Origin of the sequence: Moraxella bovis (assembly GCF_002014975.1) — a bacterium.
In the GTDB taxonomy this organism is placed as follows: Bacteria; Pseudomonadota; Gammaproteobacteria; order Pseudomonadales; family Moraxellaceae; genus Moraxella; species Moraxella bovis.
In genome coordinates this window covers 89,057-105,088 of record NZ_MUXV01000006.1, presented here as the reverse complement: position 1 = coordinate 105,088, position 16,032 = coordinate 89,057, and the positions used below count along the sequence as shown (strand labels likewise).

At 45.7% G+C, this 16,032-nt stretch carries 16 protein-coding genes, 1 pseudogene and 1 riboswitch; of the genes and pseudogenes, 8 read left to right on the top strand and 9 right to left on the bottom strand.

Annotation, left to right across the window (positions count from 1 at the left end; all coding sequences use genetic code 11):
- The first annotated feature begins 32 nt into the window (after positions 1-32).
- Genes B0182_RS15295 through B0182_RS01860 form a run of 3 tightly spaced genes read left to right on the top strand, consistent with a single transcriptional unit; the run spans position 33 to position 1,396 of the window.
- Positions 33-152 carry a helicase HerA-like domain-containing protein gene (locus B0182_RS15295; RefSeq protein ID WP_421648787.1) on the top strand — a complete coding sequence of 40 codons (120 nt, stop codon included), beginning with the start codon at positions 33-35 and terminating at the stop codon, positions 150-152.
- Entirely contained in the window at positions 139-1,086 is a 948-nt protein-coding gene (locus B0182_RS01865) for a helicase HerA-like domain-containing protein (protein ID WP_421648786.1), read from the top strand. Before B0182_RS15295 ends, B0182_RS01865 begins: the two co-directional genes overlap by 14 nt.
- Positions 1,087-1,108: 22 nt before the next feature.
- On the top strand, positions 1,109-1,396 hold the full coding sequence (locus B0182_RS01860; protein WP_078273310.1) for a YeaC family protein: 288 nt from the start codon (positions 1,109-1,111) through the stop codon (positions 1,394-1,396).
- An 81-nt stretch (positions 1,397-1,477) separates the two neighbouring features.
- Here B0182_RS01860 and B0182_RS14155 read toward each other — a convergent pair whose 3' ends face one another.
- Positions 1,478-1,642: a hypothetical protein gene (locus tag B0182_RS14155; RefSeq protein ID WP_158079593.1), complete on the bottom strand. Its 165-nt coding sequence runs from the start codon at positions 1,640-1,642 to the stop codon at positions 1,478-1,480.
- 44 nt (positions 1,643-1,686) lie between these two features.
- On the opposite strand from B0182_RS14155, the gene B0182_RS01855 reads away from it, so the two are divergent.
- The 4 genes and pseudogenes from B0182_RS01855 to B0182_RS01840 all read left to right on the top strand — a co-directional run bounded on the left by B0182_RS01855 (position 1,687) and on the right by B0182_RS01840 (position 3,617).
- Complete coding sequence (locus B0182_RS01855; RefSeq protein WP_078273309.1) at positions 1,687-1,929, top strand: type II toxin-antitoxin system Phd/YefM family antitoxin; 243 nt, start codon at positions 1,687-1,689, stop codon at positions 1,927-1,929.
- Positions 1,919-2,180, top strand: a pseudogene (locus B0182_RS01850) (Txe/YoeB family addiction module toxin). Before B0182_RS01855 ends, B0182_RS01850 begins: the two are co-directional and overlap by 11 nt.
- Before the next feature lie 58 nt (positions 2,181-2,238).
- A complete protein-coding gene (locus B0182_RS01845) occupies positions 2,239-2,748 on the top strand; it encodes a peptidylprolyl isomerase (RefSeq protein WP_078273308.1) in 510 nt (169 codons plus the stop codon).
- A gap of 65 nt (positions 2,749-2,813) precedes the next feature.
- Positions 2,814-3,617 carry a UDP-2,3-diacylglucosamine diphosphatase gene (locus tag B0182_RS01840; RefSeq protein ID WP_078273307.1) on the top strand — a complete coding sequence of 268 codons (804 nt, stop codon included), beginning with the start codon at positions 2,814-2,816 and terminating at the stop codon, positions 3,615-3,617.
- Between the two features lie 96 nt (positions 3,618-3,713).
- On the opposite strand, the gene B0182_RS01835 is transcribed toward B0182_RS01840, so the two are convergent.
- The 8 genes from B0182_RS01835 to radA form a co-directional block, all read right to left on the bottom strand.
- Positions 3,714-6,236, bottom strand: a complete 2,523-nt coding sequence (locus B0182_RS01835; RefSeq protein ID WP_078273306.1) for a lipase family alpha/beta hydrolase — start codon at positions 6,234-6,236, stop codon at positions 3,714-3,716.
- Between the two features lie 102 nt (positions 6,237-6,338).
- Positions 6,339-7,187: a tetratricopeptide repeat protein gene (locus B0182_RS01830; protein WP_078273305.1), complete on the bottom strand. Its 849-nt coding sequence runs from the start codon at positions 7,185-7,187 to the stop codon at positions 6,339-6,341.
- Between the two features lie 166 nt (positions 7,188-7,353).
- Positions 7,354-9,204 (bottom strand): ABC transporter ATP-binding protein, encoded by a 1,851-nt coding sequence (locus tag B0182_RS01825; protein ID WP_078273304.1) that lies wholly within the window; start codon positions 9,202-9,204, stop codon positions 7,354-7,356.
- Positions 9,205-9,396: 192 nt separating this feature from the next.
- The gene (locus B0182_RS01820) at positions 9,397-10,125 is read right to left on the bottom strand and encodes an ABC transporter ATP-binding protein (protein WP_078273303.1); all 729 of its coding nucleotides are present in this window, start codon (positions 10,123-10,125) and stop codon (positions 9,397-9,399) included.
- A 31-nt stretch (positions 10,126-10,156) separates the two neighbouring features.
- A complete protein-coding gene (locus B0182_RS01815) occupies positions 10,157-10,633 on the bottom strand; it encodes a hypothetical protein (protein ID WP_078273302.1) in 477 nt (158 codons plus the stop codon).
- 89 nt (positions 10,634-10,722) lie between these two features.
- A complete protein-coding gene (locus B0182_RS01810) occupies positions 10,723-11,760 on the bottom strand; it encodes an ABC transporter substrate-binding protein (protein WP_078273301.1) in 1,038 nt (345 codons plus the stop codon).
- A 127-nt stretch (positions 11,761-11,887) separates the two neighbouring features.
- Positions 11,888-11,987: riboswitch (TPP riboswitch) on the bottom strand.
- Between the two features lie 337 nt (positions 11,988-12,324).
- Positions 12,325-13,092, bottom strand: coding sequence for an ABC transporter permease (locus B0182_RS01805; protein ID WP_078273300.1), 768 nt, complete (start codon positions 13,090-13,092; stop codon positions 12,325-12,327).
- Between the two features lie 35 nt (positions 13,093-13,127).
- A complete protein-coding gene (gene radA / locus B0182_RS01800; RefSeq protein ID WP_078273299.1) occupies positions 13,128-14,534 on the bottom strand; it encodes a DNA repair protein RadA in 1,407 nt (468 codons plus the stop codon).
- Positions 14,535-15,171: 637 nt separating this feature from the next.
- On the opposite strand from radA, the gene sodA reads away from it, so the two are divergent.
- Positions 15,172-15,786, top strand: a complete 615-nt coding sequence (gene sodA, locus B0182_RS01795) for a superoxide dismutase [Mn] (RefSeq protein ID WP_029102762.1) — start codon at positions 15,172-15,174, stop codon at positions 15,784-15,786.
- The last annotated feature ends 246 nt before the right edge of the window (positions 15,787-16,032 follow it).

Here is a 16,032-nt window from a genome sequence, read left to right as displayed (position 1 = left end):
CTTTTTGAACCACTGCCAAAGATCTAAAAGCCATGCTCACTCACGTCGCTGATAACGCCAAAACCTATCGCACGCAGTATGGCAACGTCTCGCCAGCGAGTGTCGGGGCGATACAGCGTCAGCTTTTACAGTTAGAGAGTGAAGGGGGGTAATGACTTTTTTGGCGAGCCTGAGCTGAACCTAGAAGACTGGGTGCAGACCGAGGGCGGTCGGGGCGTGATTAATATCCTAAATGCCCAAAAGCTCATGCTCTCGCCCCGTCTGTACAGTGCGTTTTTGTTGTGGTTTTTGGCAGAGATTTTTGAGAGGTTTCCCGAAGTGGGCGACCTTGATAAGCTCAAATTTGTCTTATTCTTTGATGAGGCTCATCTGATGTTTGACAACGCATCATCGGCTCTGACAGAGCAGGTGGAGCAGGTGGTCAGACTGATTCGCTCTAAGGAGGTGGGGGTGTATTTTGTGACCCAAAACCCGCTTGACTTGCCCGATGCGATATTAGGACAGCTTGGTAATCGTGTTCAGCACGCCCTAAGAGCCTTTACCCCACGAGACCAAAAAGCAGTCAAAGCAGCCACTGATACGTTTCGCACCAACCCAAATTTGCATGTCGCCAGTGCCATTACCGAGCTTGGTGTTGGCGAGGCTCTTGTCTCATTTTTGGATGAAAAGGGCATGCCAAACGTGGTCGAGCGTGCCTATATCCTACCGCCTGCGTCTGCCTTGTCGCCTTTGACAGCCGAAGAGTGCCGAGCCAGCTTTGAGTCCGATGTGCTGTATCGCTATTATAAAGATAGCGTGGACAATCATTCGGCATTTGAGGCTTTGGCACAGCTAGAAGCCCAACAGCTTGCCCAAAAAGCAGAGGCAGAACAAGACAAGGCAAAAAGCCAATCAGTCCAATCATCAGACAAAAAAGAGCTGGGGGCGTTAGATGGTTTTATTGGTGGTCTGTCAGGCGGGCGTAAAAGTCGCAATCAAGGCATGGCGTATGATGTGGCGGATGCACTGGGCAGTCAGTTGAATAAGCAAGCGACCCGAGCAATCAGCCGTGGACTGATGGGTGTGATAAAAAACTTACTTAAATAATCCAAAATCAAAAAGGTCAAACATGAACAAACAAGACATCCTAAACAGCCTAACCCCCGAAATCGTCGCCAAATTCCGCACCGCCATTGAGATTGGCAAATGGGATAATGGCGTTCGCCTAACGGACGAACAACGCCAAACCTGTATGCAAGCGGTCATGGTGTGGGAGCATGAGTACCTGCCCGTAAAAGAACGCACAGGCTATATTGAGAAGCCTAAGGATGATAAGGGGGCAACGGTGGGTGAGGAGTGTGATGTCGAGCATGAACATCATTATCCCAATGCCGAGCGACCTGTGAAGTTTAAGTGAGGCGGGTTTAAACGAGTATCATCACGTTCTTTTGTATTTGGTTTAGGAGTGTTTTCATGACTGTTTTGAATCAACAATGTTTCATGGGTCAAACCCTTTTGGCTCATGCAGTATAAAAAATTGGGTAGTAGTCCAAAAAGTATGCTGAACTAGGTTTTCCGTTCGCCACAAGCTTGCCTGTGGGTCGGTTTCCGTCATGGGCGGGCATAGCTCACCACGAACGAAAAACCGTAGTGCTTTTTTCATTTTGTAGAGTGCAATAGTGTAATTAGGAGGCTATCATGTAAGTGATGAATTATAGCGAATTTCGCCAAAACCTAGCGTCCGCCCTTGATTATGTTCAAGACAGCCATGCCCCTGTGATTGTCAAACGTGGCAAACATTCTGCGGTGGTGATTAGTCTTGATGAATATAATGCTTTTAAAGAAACAGATTATCTATTGTCAAACCCTGCCGATCCCGAACACCTTATGCGTGGCGTGCAAGCGGTAAAAAATCGTCAACTTACCCAAAGGGATTTGATTGAGGATTAGCTGGTTTGATGAGGTATGGGATGATTATTTGTATTGGCAAAGCCAAGATAAGAAAACCATAAAACGTATTAATGCCTTGATTAAGGATTGCAGACGAGACCTTTTTTGACGGTATCGGCAAACCCGAACCATTAAAATATAACCTAACAGGCTACTGGTTAAGACGCATTGATGATGCCAACCGCTTGGTTTATTGTTATGAAAATGAAACACTCATCATCATTTCATGCCGTCATCATTATGAGGCTTAACAATTTATCAAATTTTTGCTATAATATTCGCCAATTTTCACTTTTATAAGGAATCCTTATGGACATGCCTGTTGTGCAGTTTGACACCACACACGGTGCGATTGTCATTGAACTAAACGCCGAAAAAGCCCCTGTTACGGTGGCAAACTTCCTTGACTATGTCGAAAGCGGTCATTATGACGGCACGATTTTTCATCGTGTGATTGACGGCTTTATGATTCAAGGCGGTGGTATGGATAGCGAGATGAACGAAAAACGCACCGGCACCCCTATCAAAAACGAAGCTAACAACGGTCTAACCAATGATGTTGGCACAATCGCCATGGCTCGTACATCAGACCCACATTCAGCAACGGCTCAATTTTTTATCAACGTCAAAAACAACGACTTTTTGAATTATTCAAGCCCAACGCCACAAGGCTGGGGCTATGCGGTGTTTGGTAAAGTAACAGACGGCATGGACGTGGTAAACCAAATCAAAGGCGTACCCACAGGGCGTTATGGCTATCACTCAGACGTACCGACCACACCGATTGTCATTAACTCTGCCAAAGTGATTTCTAAGTAATTAGCCGTTATTTTGGTTGTAAGGGCGAATCATTTTCGCCCTTTTTATTCATTTTAAGCCTTGCCATGCAACAATTTGACCACTTATTAACCACTCGCCCCCATGATATTAGTGCGGTATTTGTCAGTGACTTGCATTTATCAAGCGACACGCCTGCCCTAAATCAAGCGTTTTTGGCACTTATCAAAGATTTGTGCGTTTTGCCAAACTTGCAAAGCCTTTATATTTTGGGCGACTGGCTGGACGGTTGGATTGGCGATGATGATTATTTGACGTTGTCCGATGACAAAAAAGCACGGCATTTTTTAACGCCTATTTTAAATACCCTAAAAACTCTCTCCACAAAAACCACCATTTATGTCATGCACGGCAATAGAGATTTTGCCATTCGCCAAAGTCTGTGTGATACCTTTTATGGCACACTTATCAAAGAACCGCATTTTTTAACACTTTCAAATGGCACAACCATTCGCCTAGAACATGGCGACAGGCTATGTACCGATGATAAGGCGTATCAGCGTTATCGAAAAATTATCCAAAATCCTGTCATCTCTTGGCTTATTTTAAAACAACCGCTCGCCTACCGCCAACGCCTTGCCCAAAAAATCAAAGCCAAATCCCACAGCGACAAACACCAAAAACCTACCACCATCATGGACGTAAACTCCGATATGGTCGCCAAAACCATGAAAACGTGTGATATCCTGCTACACGGACACACGCACCGTCCTGCCGTACATACGTTGGGCGACAAAAAACGCATGGTACTTGGCGATTGGCGGTATATCGATAACAAAGTGCAAGCGGTGATTGGGGCGTTGGATAGTGATGGCGTAGGGCTTTGGGTGTTTGATTGGTTTGTAAAATAAACGCCATTTTTAACGTTATATCAGCAATTCATCAAGGACGAATGTGATTCGCCCCTGCGTCTCAAAAAAACTCCCAATCATCAAAAAATTACCATATTAATTGAGATTGGCGTTCATCTCTTCTTTAACGATTTTTTCGTCAATGTCATCTGTTGTGGATTTCCCACTTTCTTTATCTTGCCCATCTTTCCTGTCTTGCCCATCTTTTTCGTCATTTGCCACATCTGTTGTCGTATGGTCGCCATAACGTGCCAAATGCTCGTGTAGAATTTTGCGTAATTGCAAAATGGTTTTGGGGTTTTCGTGAATGTTGTGCCCGCCTGTGACGACTGTTTCGCTGACCGCCCCGTCTAGGTGAGAGCTGTCATAGGGGACGATGCCGTCAGAGAGATTTTGCCCGACCAGATTGCCCTGCAAGCTCTCGGCACTACCAGCACGGTCGCCCATGATGGTGTGGTAGGCGACATTGTCATTAATGGTTAGCTCTTTGGTAAGTTTTATAAAGGCGGATTGGTCGGAGAGCTGGCTTGGTCCATTTTGTAGGTAGAGTGAGCCGATGGCACTGTTTTGGAGCTGGGTGCTGTCCACTTGTCCGCTGTTTATGATGGTGCCAGTCACAGTTTTGGTGATGTCTAGGGGTAGACGGACGACACGGCGGGCAAAGCGGGTAAACCAGCGGTCGGCATAGTCCGTGCCTGCAAAAGGGGCGGAGATAAACACTGCTGTATCAACTTGTGGCAGGGCATGCAGGGCAAAGCGGTTGTTAAAATTTTCTTGGTAAGTGTCTGCAAGTAGCTGTCTGATTAGGGTATTGTTATGGGGGTGGGTTTGGTTGTTGGTGATTTTATTTAGGTCGCCATTATCCATGCCGTCTATATGCGTGGCATCAACCAATTTGTCCAAATCATCCAATTTACCCAAATCATCCAATCGGGGTAACAAATCATCATCGGAGACAAGCATTCTTGCCATGATACCACCCATGCTATGCCCGATAATCACGCTATGCTGGCTGGCAAGGTGAGTGCCGTTGGGGTCGGTGAGTGCGTAGGCGGTGTCGATGACTTCACGGATTTGGTAGCGGTTTTCGAGCATGGGCAGGTTGGTGGCGTAGAACACTTGCCATACTTGGTAGTTATCACGCAGGACGGGGTCGGCAAAGAGATTGTTGGTGAGATTGACCCATGTGGCAGGGCTGGACGCCAAGCCATGTATCATGATGATGACTTTTTGATTGGGGTCGTAGGGCTTTAACATAAACAGTTGGGGCAGGGTGGCGGTGTTTTTGTTTAGCATGTTTAAAATGCCCACGCCTTGTAGTTGGTTCTCGGCAAGCCATAGGGCGTACCCTGCTGAGAAGTTTGCCGATAGGGGGTAATTTTTGCCCAAAATCTCAATGTCTTTGGTTTTATAAGGGTTAAAAAAATGCACGTCTAGCACGTTTGCTGACAGCACGTCAGACAAGTGCGTGCCTTGGGGCTTGACCACGCCTGTCAGGAGCATGTGTCCTGTGGGATGAATGCGACTGACGATGCTGTCAAGGTCTTGGCTAAGCAGAGGGTTATTTGCTTTGATGTTTTTGGTGGGGTTGTCGGTTGGGTTATCGGCAGGGTCAGCGGTAGTGCTGTCGATGGCGTGACTGATGCGTGGTTTGGTGGACTGGTTTTGACCAACCAGCTCTCGTAGGGTAATCATTGGGCGATCAGGCAACACGCCCACATAAGGCACACCCAGACCTGCTCGGCTACTGGTGGTATTTAAGTCTGCCAAACGTGAGTCATAAGCTGAGACTAGGTCGGAGAGCAGGTGCTGATTTTGTGAGCTTACATCTAGATTTGCCATGTAGTCAGAGTCATGGGCAAGGTAGAGATTGACGGTGACGTCATCACTGTGGTAGCTGTTGGCAAGGATATGACCGTAGTCACTGGTGGGGGTGAGATGAAAGCCCTGCTGATGAGCGTTGGCAAAAGCCCCGTTTTGGGCTTGGTACAGCTCGCCAATCAATGCGTTGCTCGCCACATGGTACAAGTCCTGAGCCTTGATGTCGTTCTCGGTGACTAGGGGCGATGTGGTCTTTTGTCCTGTCAAGCTGTCATAAAACAGATAGGCATAGCTGTGGTTAATGCTTGCCTTAATGGCGTCTCGCTTAGCAGATAGGCAGGCGTGACGCTCCTTTTGCTTATCGGCTTGCTCACTGGCGGATAGGGGAGCGTTGGCGTAATAGGGGTCTAGCGGTGGACGGGTTGGGCTTTGACAAGCGTCCTGCTCGCCAAGGCTTAGGGCTTTGGTGTAGTATAACTCAGAGAGTAGGGCAAGGGTGGGTCTGGCGATTTGTTGGTGCTGGCGGTCATTGACGGCAACTTGCGGATTGCCAAAGGCAAGTACTTCTTTGACTTTGTCCAAACAGTCATCAAAGGCATTCATGCACTCATCTTGGGTTAGACCTGATGAAAGTAAGATACTGCTTGCCGCAGCACTGATTTGTGGGCGAGTGGTGATGTTGGCACGATGTGTGTCGATGATTTTCGATTGGATTTGTTTGGGCTTGTGAAGCGTGCTACACCCTGTGATAACAAGAGTTAGGGTAAGGCTTAGGGTACTTAGCGTAAGTTTGGTCATACGGGGTCTTGTTGTGTATTGATATTTTCCCGATAATTTTACATAAAAAATCCACCAAAAGGAATATTTGATGGATTTATTTTTAAAAGTCTAAGCAAGTATTTATTGATTACTGGCTAATTGCAATGGCTTGACGTTGATGTTGTCGTTTTTGATGTTCCAAATATAATAACCGCCATTTTCAACGATACGAACCTGTTCGGCAATTTGAGCATTGGTCGGGTGCTGACTTTGCAAGGCTTTTAGGCGAGATAATGCCCCTGCGTGGTTGTCCGCCAGTAGCTCGGCTTGGGCGAGACTTTGTTCGGCTTCTAGATAGCCAAGACTGGCGGCTTTTTGTAGGTATTTTTGCCCTTCGATAAAGCCACCACCTTCACTAATCATCATGCCGTATAGGAAGTTGGCTTCGGGGTTATCAGGAGCCAAAGCGATGGCTTTTGCCATGTATTTATTGGCACGTTGGGTGTAGTCAGTGCCGATGTTTAGGTTGCGAGCCATGCCGTTGATTTTGGCGACACGCAAGATGACATCAAGGCTTGCGTCATTGGCATTGGCGTAAGGTTCTAGCCAGTCGGAGAGATATTTGATGTTCTCGCTGGTGATAAATTCAGTGGTGCGATTGGGGAAATTTGGTGGATAGTGGCGAGCGTTAGGGGCGACATCATCAATAAAATCATCAATCAAGCTCACATCAAGGCGAGTGCTACCGCTTTGGTTGGCATTGATGACAACGGTGGCAATGCGATTGACGTTAGAGATATTAGCACTGATGGATGGCACGCCTGCCACAGACTGACTAAGTAGGTTGGTAGCGTTGGCATGGGAGATGGGTGTAGTTAGCTCACCACGCATGGCAGGGGCGATGCCTACTGTGTTTAGCTGAGCCATGGCAGGTAGGGCGGTCAAGGCGATGGTGCTAAGTGCTACTTTGTAAAAGGGTAAGGTTTTCATGGGGTTCTCTTTTAAAAATCTTAAAATAAAGGTAAATTTTAAAAATTATAAGAAATTTACCTTAATCATCTATATGTATTGGACACTGTTTTGGTGGTAAATTGTTACAGGGTTGTCAGTTGTGTTACACTGTGTAGTCAAGTATGTTTGACTGGGGCAAGCACGCCTACATCTCACCCAAAAATCCGCCCGACTGTCTTGCCCATAGGTTAGCATAAATCCCGCCTTGGGCGATGAGTTCGTCATGGCTACCCATCTCAATAATCTCGCCTTTGTCCATCACCACAAGCTTATCAAGACTGGCGATGGTGGATAGGCGGTGAGCGATGGCGATGACTGTTTTGCCTTTCATCATCTCATCTAGGCTTTGGGTGATGGCGTGTTCCACTTCGCTGTCTAGGGCAGATGTCGCTTCATCAAGCAGTAAGATGGGGGCGTTTTTGAGCATGACCCGAGCGATGGCGATACGCTGACGCTGACCGCCTGAGAGTTTCACGCCACGTTCGCCCACTTCGGTGTCAAGCCCTGTATTGCCGTGCTTGTCTTCTAAGGTTTGGATAAAATCCCATGCGTGGGCAAGGCGTGCCGCTGCGATGATTTCGTCATCGGTCGCATCAGGTCTGCCATAGGCGATGTTCTCACGCACGGTGCGGTGCAGTAGAGCGGTGTCTTGGGTGACCATGCCGATATTTTGGCGGAGCGATGTCTGAGTGACGGCACTGATGTCCTGCCCATCAATGCTGATACTGCCCCCGTCCACGTCATAAAAACGCAGTAGTAGATTGACAAGGCTAGACTTGCCCGCCCCCGAGCGACCGACCAGACCGATTTTCTCGCCTGCTTGAATGGCTAGGTTGAACTTATCAAATAGGGCAGTTCTGTCTTCGCTACGCCCGTAGTTAAAGGTCATGTCCTTAAACGCAATCTCTCCCCGTGCCACCACAAGCTCACCAGCATCAGCCCTATCCGTGATGGCGTGGGGCGTGGTTAGTGTTCTCATGCCATCCTGCACCGTGCCGATATGCTCAAACAGGCTTGCCATCTCCCACATAATCCACTGAATCATGCCTTTTAGACGCAGGGCGATACCACTTGCCACCGCAATCGCCCCAACGCTTACTTCGCCCATCATCCACAGATACACACCGATGGCGGTACTGCCGACTATCATGATAAGCGAGAGCGTCTCGGTCGTCGTTCCTAAGATGGACACCCACCGCATTTGGGCATGGACGGTAGTCATGAACTCGCTCATGGCGGATTTGGCATAGGACAGCTCACGGTTGGAGTGGCTAAACAGCTTGACCGCACTGATGTTGGCATAAGCATCGGTCACACGTCCTGTCATCAAGGCACGAGCGTCGGCTTGATTACTGGCGGTCTCACGCAGGCGAGGCAGGAAAAATTTCATCATACACGCCACACAAATCAGCCACGCCACAAACGGCAAAAACAGCCAAATATCTAGCCCTAATAAAATCACACCACTGGTGACCAAATACGCCACGACAAACGACACCATCTCTGCCATTGTCATAATCGTATCACGCACCGATAGGGCGGTTTGCATGACTTTGGCAGAGACACGCCCTGAGAACTCATCATGATAAAACTGCATGGACTGTCCAAGCATGTGCTTATGAAACCACCACCGCAGTCGCATCGGCATGACCCCCTGCAATACTTGAAAGCGGATTAAGTTGTCGATAAATTCGCCAAAAATGGACAGCACACACAGCCCCAAAATCAGTGTAATGGTCGCCCCCTTTTCTTGCCATAGAGTCTCGGGGGTGTAGACGGTCAGCCAGTCCACGACATCGCCCGCCCATGCAAATAACAGCGAGCTAAATATGCCAAGCAATATTGATAAAACAATACGCACCCCAATCCAAAATCTCGCCCCTTCGGTACACGCCCACAAAAACCCAAAAAATCCACGCTGACTGGAGTCGGGAGTGGGCATCGGACTGTCGGGGTAGGGATTTAGGCGGTTTTCAAAGTAGCGAAATAAAGACATGGTTATTATTTATAAATTATGAAAGGAAAAGTAGCAAATTGGGCAAATTGCCAAAGGTGTAATGTGGGGTTTGTGGGGCTATTATTCAATATCAAAATTTTAAAAATACGTTTTTAAAAATGGAAAGTAAGAATAGAATTTAATTTGGTGTGGGCTCGGTGTTTATTGGGGTATTTAAATCCATGCAACCACTTAACCCTGTATCGCCCTAAGCACATCTTGTTTTAGATTTAAGTATTCTACACTTTGCAAAAAATCAGATGATTTATCAATGACAAAATGATGAGCAAGTGTGGCAGGAAACCCCTTTAATACATACAATTTATCTGCCAAATAAATCGCTTCATCAATGTCATGCGTGATAATAAGGCAAGTCAGTTCCTTGTCTTTTTGAAACGCCCCAAACCATTTATACATCTGATTTTTGGTTACAAAATCCAGTGCCGAAAATGGCTCATCTAAGAGCATAAGACTGTCATTACTTAGATAAGTGCGAAGCAGTGCCACTCGCTGACGTTGTCCGCCTGAGAGCTGGGCGGGGTATTTGTGGTATAGCTCATCAAGCCCAAAGGCAGGTAGTAGAGGCATGATTTTGTCATGAATGGCGGATTTTGGCAGGTGTTGTAAGGTCAAAGGCAGGGTAATGTTGTCATAGACACTTTTAAAGGGCAACAGCAAATCCTTTTGGAGCATATAGCCCACAAAGCCTGCCTGCCCCGTCCTATCCACGCCATCAATCCGCACCTGCCCATCGCTTGGGGTAATCAGCCCTGCAACAATATTAAACAAAGTCGTTTTGCCCACGCCACTTGCCCCGACAATCGCCACTACTTCGCCTGTGCCAACAGACAAAGACAAACCATTAAATAAGGGTTTGTTCTCAAAGGAATGGTGGAGATTGTTTAGGATAAGTTTGGACATTTTTTAAATTGAGATAAATTGGAGGCGAAAGTTAATTCTCTGATTGTTTGATATCCAACACATAATCATTAAACAACCAAATTGTATTATCACTTTCTATATAATTAACACACACTTGGGAATTGATAAGAATATTTGTACTAAAAGAGCGAAATTCTAGGGTTTGGGTATCTTTTTCAATCAGGGTATTGGGTGGGTTAAAAATAAGCCTATCAAAAAATTCAAAGTCATTTTTAATCAATATCCCACAAACTTGATGAATGTTATCTTTAAAAATAGGCTCCACCAAAGATTTGCCAAAAATAACCAAAAACAGCAACGCTAGATAAGAGATAATTTTTGTTTTACTTTGATGTTGTGGTGTGCTTTTATCAAAAAAGTATAGGATAAGATAAATCGTCATTAAAGGCAATGAAAAAATCAAATCAAACCCTGTTATTACAATGAGTGCAATCATTGCAACCATAAAAGCAAACAACTGTAACCAGTCTTTTTTGGATAATTTCATTTTAAAAGATTTTCTATTATTTTAAATAAAGGTGCGAATTTCACACCTTTATTTTATCATTGGACAAATTGTAATTATCCCAATTAAAATCAAGGCAACAGCGTTGTATTTAACCCTGCCCCTTTTTCAATGGGCTTATCGGTCAATTTTTTATCATTGATCCATTCAAAAAACTTATCCCAACGCACAGGGTCAATTTTACCCCAGTCGCCCTTGTCGTCCAGATATTGCTTGGACATAAATTCTTGGCTTGCCATCGCCAGCTCCTTATTGGTTTCAGGGGCGTGCTTGATAAGAATTTCGGCAGATTTGGCAGGGTTTTGGGCAGAATAGGTGTAGCCTTCTTTGATGGCGGTTAGGGCTTTTTTATAGCGTTCGGCATTTTCGCCCACCTTGTTACTGTTGGCAATCAGCACAGGCGAATAGTAGTCAAAGGCGGGGTTGTGGTCTTTTAAATAAAAAAAGTTGGTCGGCTCGCCTTTTAGCCCTGCGTGAATGCCGTCCCAACTATAATACGCCAAAATGTAGTCAAATTGGTTCATTTTTAGGGCGGTGGTGGCGTCCGTACTCTCCCCTGGGATTTTGTGCAATGGCTTGCCCACGATTTCGGCAACGGTCGCATCGTCCACAGGGTCTTCCCAAGTGGAATAGAGTTTGCCGTGCAGGTCTTTGGGCGTGCTTGCTCCCAAAGATTTGAGCGACAACAGCCCTGCGTTGTTGTGCTGAACGATGGTTGCCACCGCCACAATCGGCTCGCCTTTGTTTAGGCGTTTGACCATATTGGGCTGAAAATACACGCCCAAATCGGCACGATTGTTCGCCACCAGCGTGGACGCACTGTCTTCGGACGGCTGGACGATTTTGACATCAAAGCCTTGATTTTTAAAATAACCATTTTCAAGCGCCACATACAGCCCCGTGTGGTTGGTGTTTGGCACCCAGTCAAGGGCGATGATAAGCTCTTCTAATTGCTCACTTTTTTCGCCTGTTTGGGCGGTTTCGGTCTTGGTGTCTGTTTTGGTTTGGGCAGGTTTGTTGTCGCCACAGCCTGCAAGCAATAGGGAAACGCCCATTGCCAATCCAAATCCTACATTTTTTAACGCCACGCCATTCAAAGTTAAGTGCATTGTTTGCTCCATTTAGACAATAAAAAACCTTTAAGTGCCAAGCACCCAAAGGTCAAAAAACAACACAGCCAATCTTGGCGTTTAACAGACCAAAACAAGTCTTAACATAAAATGTCAAACAGAGCTTGATAATCATTGTCTAGTTTCCTACGCCAGTATTAACTGTATCAGGTTCACGGGTATCATCTCAGCTTTTATTTAAAAATAAAGCACCCCGACTAATGTTTTAATTATAAAATAAAATACAATGGTTGTCAAGTTTTGGGTTTTTAAGAAAATTTTTAGGGCTCTGGTTCAAAAAGTATGCTACAAAGAAAACCGTTCGTGGCGAGGTTGGGAAGCCTAACGGTTTTCCTACCCGCAGGCAGGCTTAGGGCGAACGGAAAACCTAGTTTGGCATACTTTTCAGACTACTACCATTTTTAGAATTAAAACGCTTTTTTAAATTAACATTTGCCGTAAGGTGTGTATTACGCACCAACAAAAAAAACCTTAATATAAAAACGGTGCGTGATACGCACCTTACGCTTAAAAATAAATTTAGCTAAAACATCAAAATCCCAATTATTTTTGATATTGATACGCCAAAACTTTTCTTTCCAAAAGTTTAACCAATCCAATCAAAATCAAAGTCAGAACACTAATCAAAAATATCACCGCAAACATATTGTCCAGCTCATACGATTTTCGCACACGGGTCATATAGACCCCAAGCCCATGATAACCGCCAAGCCATTCTGCCACCACTGCCGAGATAAGAGCATACGACAACGCCACTTTTAATCCTGTAAAAAAATACCCCATGGCGGACGGTATTTTTAGATGGCGGTAAGTTTGATAATGACTTGCTTTTAATGAACGAAAGAGATTTAATTGCTCTTTTTGTACCGAATTATAACCGTCCACAAGTGCAATCGTCATCGGAAAAAATACCGACAATACCACCAGCACCACTTTTGGCAATATGCCATAGCCAAGCCAAATCACAAGTAAAGGGGCAATGGCAATGGTAGGAATGGTTTGATTTAATAATAAAATCGGATAGACCATTTGACGAAAGTTTTTGGACAAATCCATTAAAATGGATAACACAAAACTTAATATCAGCCCAATGATTGTGCCTAAAAATGCCGTAATCAGCGTATATTTGGCATGACTCATAAGCAAATAAAAATCATCAATAAATGCCTTAATGATTTGCATGGGCGATGGCAATAAATAATCAGGCAATAACCCAAATCCAATGACCAATTGCCAAATAATTAGCAATAGGATAATTAGGCTGTATCGAATGCCATAGGCGGTAAGATTTTTTAAAAAAGATACTAGCATAGCTTTTATTTGGATTATTTAACTGCAAAAACCAATCACGCAAGCTCAAACGCCCGTATCAACGCATCATCTAGCCTATCCACGGCAATGATATTGATATTGGCAAAATTTTTATCGCCTACTTTGGGGGCGTTGGCTTTGGGGATAATGGCGTAGGTAAAGCCGTGTTTCATCGCTTCTTTTAGGCGTTCTTGACCGTTTGGCACAGGGCGAATCTCCCCCGATAGTCCCACTTCACCAAATACGCACAGCCGTGCAGGTAGCGGTTTTTCCTTAATGCTAGACGCACAGGCAATCAGCACCGCCAAATCCGAGCCTGTCTCCATGACCTTGACCCCGCCCACGACATTGACATACACGTCCTGACCGCTCGTGTAGATACCGCCATGACGGTGCATGACCGCAAGGAGCATGGATAGGCGTTGATAATCAAGCCCCAACGCCATACGTCTGGGCTGACCTTGCGAATCGTCCACCAACGCTTGCACTTCCACAAGCAGAGGACGTGTACCTTCACGGCTGACCATGACCACCGACCCTGCAATGGGCTTGTCATATCGACTCAAAAAAATGGCGGACGGATTGGCAACTTCCTTTAAACCTGTATCGGTCATGCCAAAAATACCCAGTTCATTGACCGCCCCAAAACGGTTTTTGACCGCGCGAATCATTCTAAATCGGCTATCGGACTCGCCTTCAAAATACAGCACCGTATCCACCATGTGTTCTAGCACACGAGGCCCTGCCAACGCCCCTTCTTTGGTAACGTGTCCCACCAAAAACAGTGCCGTGCCTGTCTGCTTGGCATAGCGTGTCAAGACGGCGGCGGATTCACGGATTTGGGCGACGCCCCCTGGGGCGGACTGTATGGCTTCGGTAAAGAGCGTCTGAATGGAGTCAATGACGGCAATGGCAGGCTGTTCGGCGGTCAGAGCCATGCAAATGGTCTCAACGTTGGTCTCGGCAAGTACCCTTAGGCGGTCGGTCGGTAGCCCTAGTCGCACCGCACGCATGGCAACCTGCGACAGGCTCTCTTCGCCTGTGATATATAGAGCCGAGCCAGCCAGCGAGTCGCTACTTGCCATGTTAATGGCGGTCTGCAAAAGGATTGTGGATTTGCCGATACCCGGGTCGCCCCCAATCAGCACCACCGAGCCTGCCACAAGCCCACCGCCAAGCACACGGTCAAATTCGCCCAAGCCTGTGGGCATACGGGTTTCTAGCGAAAAGCCGACATTGGCAAGGGTCATGACCCCAGAGCTGTCGCCTGCATAGTTGGCGGTTTTCGGGGCGGATTTGGTGGTGGTTTTTTTGTGGTGGGGCATGGCGACGTTGGGGGCTTCGGTGAGGGTGTTCCATTCGCCACAGTCGGCACATTGCCCTGACCATTTGCCGTAATTGGCTCCGCAGGATTGGCAGACGTAAGAGGATTTTTTTGCCATGATGAGAGTGTGTTAGGGTTTGGGGTATTGTAGCATTTTTTATTTGGAGCGTGGCAAAAATTGTGCAAAAAGGCGGTTTTGTTTTTATAGGTTGGCTGGCGTTATAAAAGTGGGTTTAATAAATATTTTTGAATGAATTAAGATGCACTCTACAAAGTGCAAAATTACTACGGTTTTCTGTTCGTGGTGAGCTAAGCCTGCCCATGACGGAAACCGACCCGCAGGCAAGCTTGTGGCAAACGGCTTGTGTAGTAAAATTCAATTTTGTTAGCTGTATCATAAATCAATCATTTGATATAAAGTTGGGAAATAAGGTATGGTCTGATAGGTTTATTTTATCAAATCTCTTTCCAAAATAAGAATAAATCCTTATAAATACTAAGGTTAAATTTTTTAAAAATGCACAAAAATCTGGTTTGGATAGAAGGCTGTTTTTAAAATGCCATTTGCTTTTTTTTTGCTTTGTGGTGGGTAAGATAAGTATTGACTATCTATTAAATAATGATAATCATTTAATAGATTGGTTTTTTGTAAACTCATAAAATAGCACTTGAAATTTGCCAATTTTGCCTTTATATTGATGGGACAAATCAACGATTTGTACAAACATTAACCCTAATTTTATTAAGGAATTATCATGTCTTTTACCCTGCCTGAGCTAGGTTACAGCTATGACGCATTAGAGCCACATTTTGACAAAGAAACCATGGAAATCCACCATTCTCGCCATCATCAAGCGTATGTTAATAACGCCAACGCTGCCCTAGAAGGCACTGAATGGGCGGACAAATCAGCCGAAGAAGTCATTGCCAATCTATCTGCACTGCCTGCCGACAAGCAAACTGCCGTTCGCAACAACGCAGGCGGACACGCTAACCACAGTCTATTTTGGACAATCCTAAAAACTGGCACCACGCTTCAAGGCTCGCTAAAAGATGCCATCGTGCGTGATTTTGGTTCGGTAGAGGCGTTCCAAGAGCAATTTGAAAAAGCCGCCGCCACCCGCTTTGGTTCGGGCTGGGCATGGCTGGTTAAGCAAGGCGACAAACTTGCCGTTGTTTCAACTGCCAACCAAGACAGCCCACTGATGGGTAAAGACGTGGCAGGCTGTGAAGGTACGCCAATCATCGGTCTTGACGTGTGGGAGCATGCTTATTACCTAAAATACCAAAACAAACGCCCAGACTACATCAAGGCATTTTGGAATGTGGTAAACTGGGACAAAGCCCAAGAAAACTTTGATAAGGCATGATTTGCAAAACGATTATTTAAAATAATTATTGCTTTAAAAACAAAAACAAGCTCAAATTGGGCTTGTTTTTGTTTGTATAAAATATAGGTATTAATATTATTGATTAATAATGTCTTTGAGTGAAGTTGTGGGGGTGTGCTGTGCATGCCCTAAATATCAACGTATCACCAAGGGCGTGTGCAACACGCCCCTACAAGTCTCGTGGCAAAATAAACACTTGGGTGAAGCTCGCTCTCTTTTTTATAT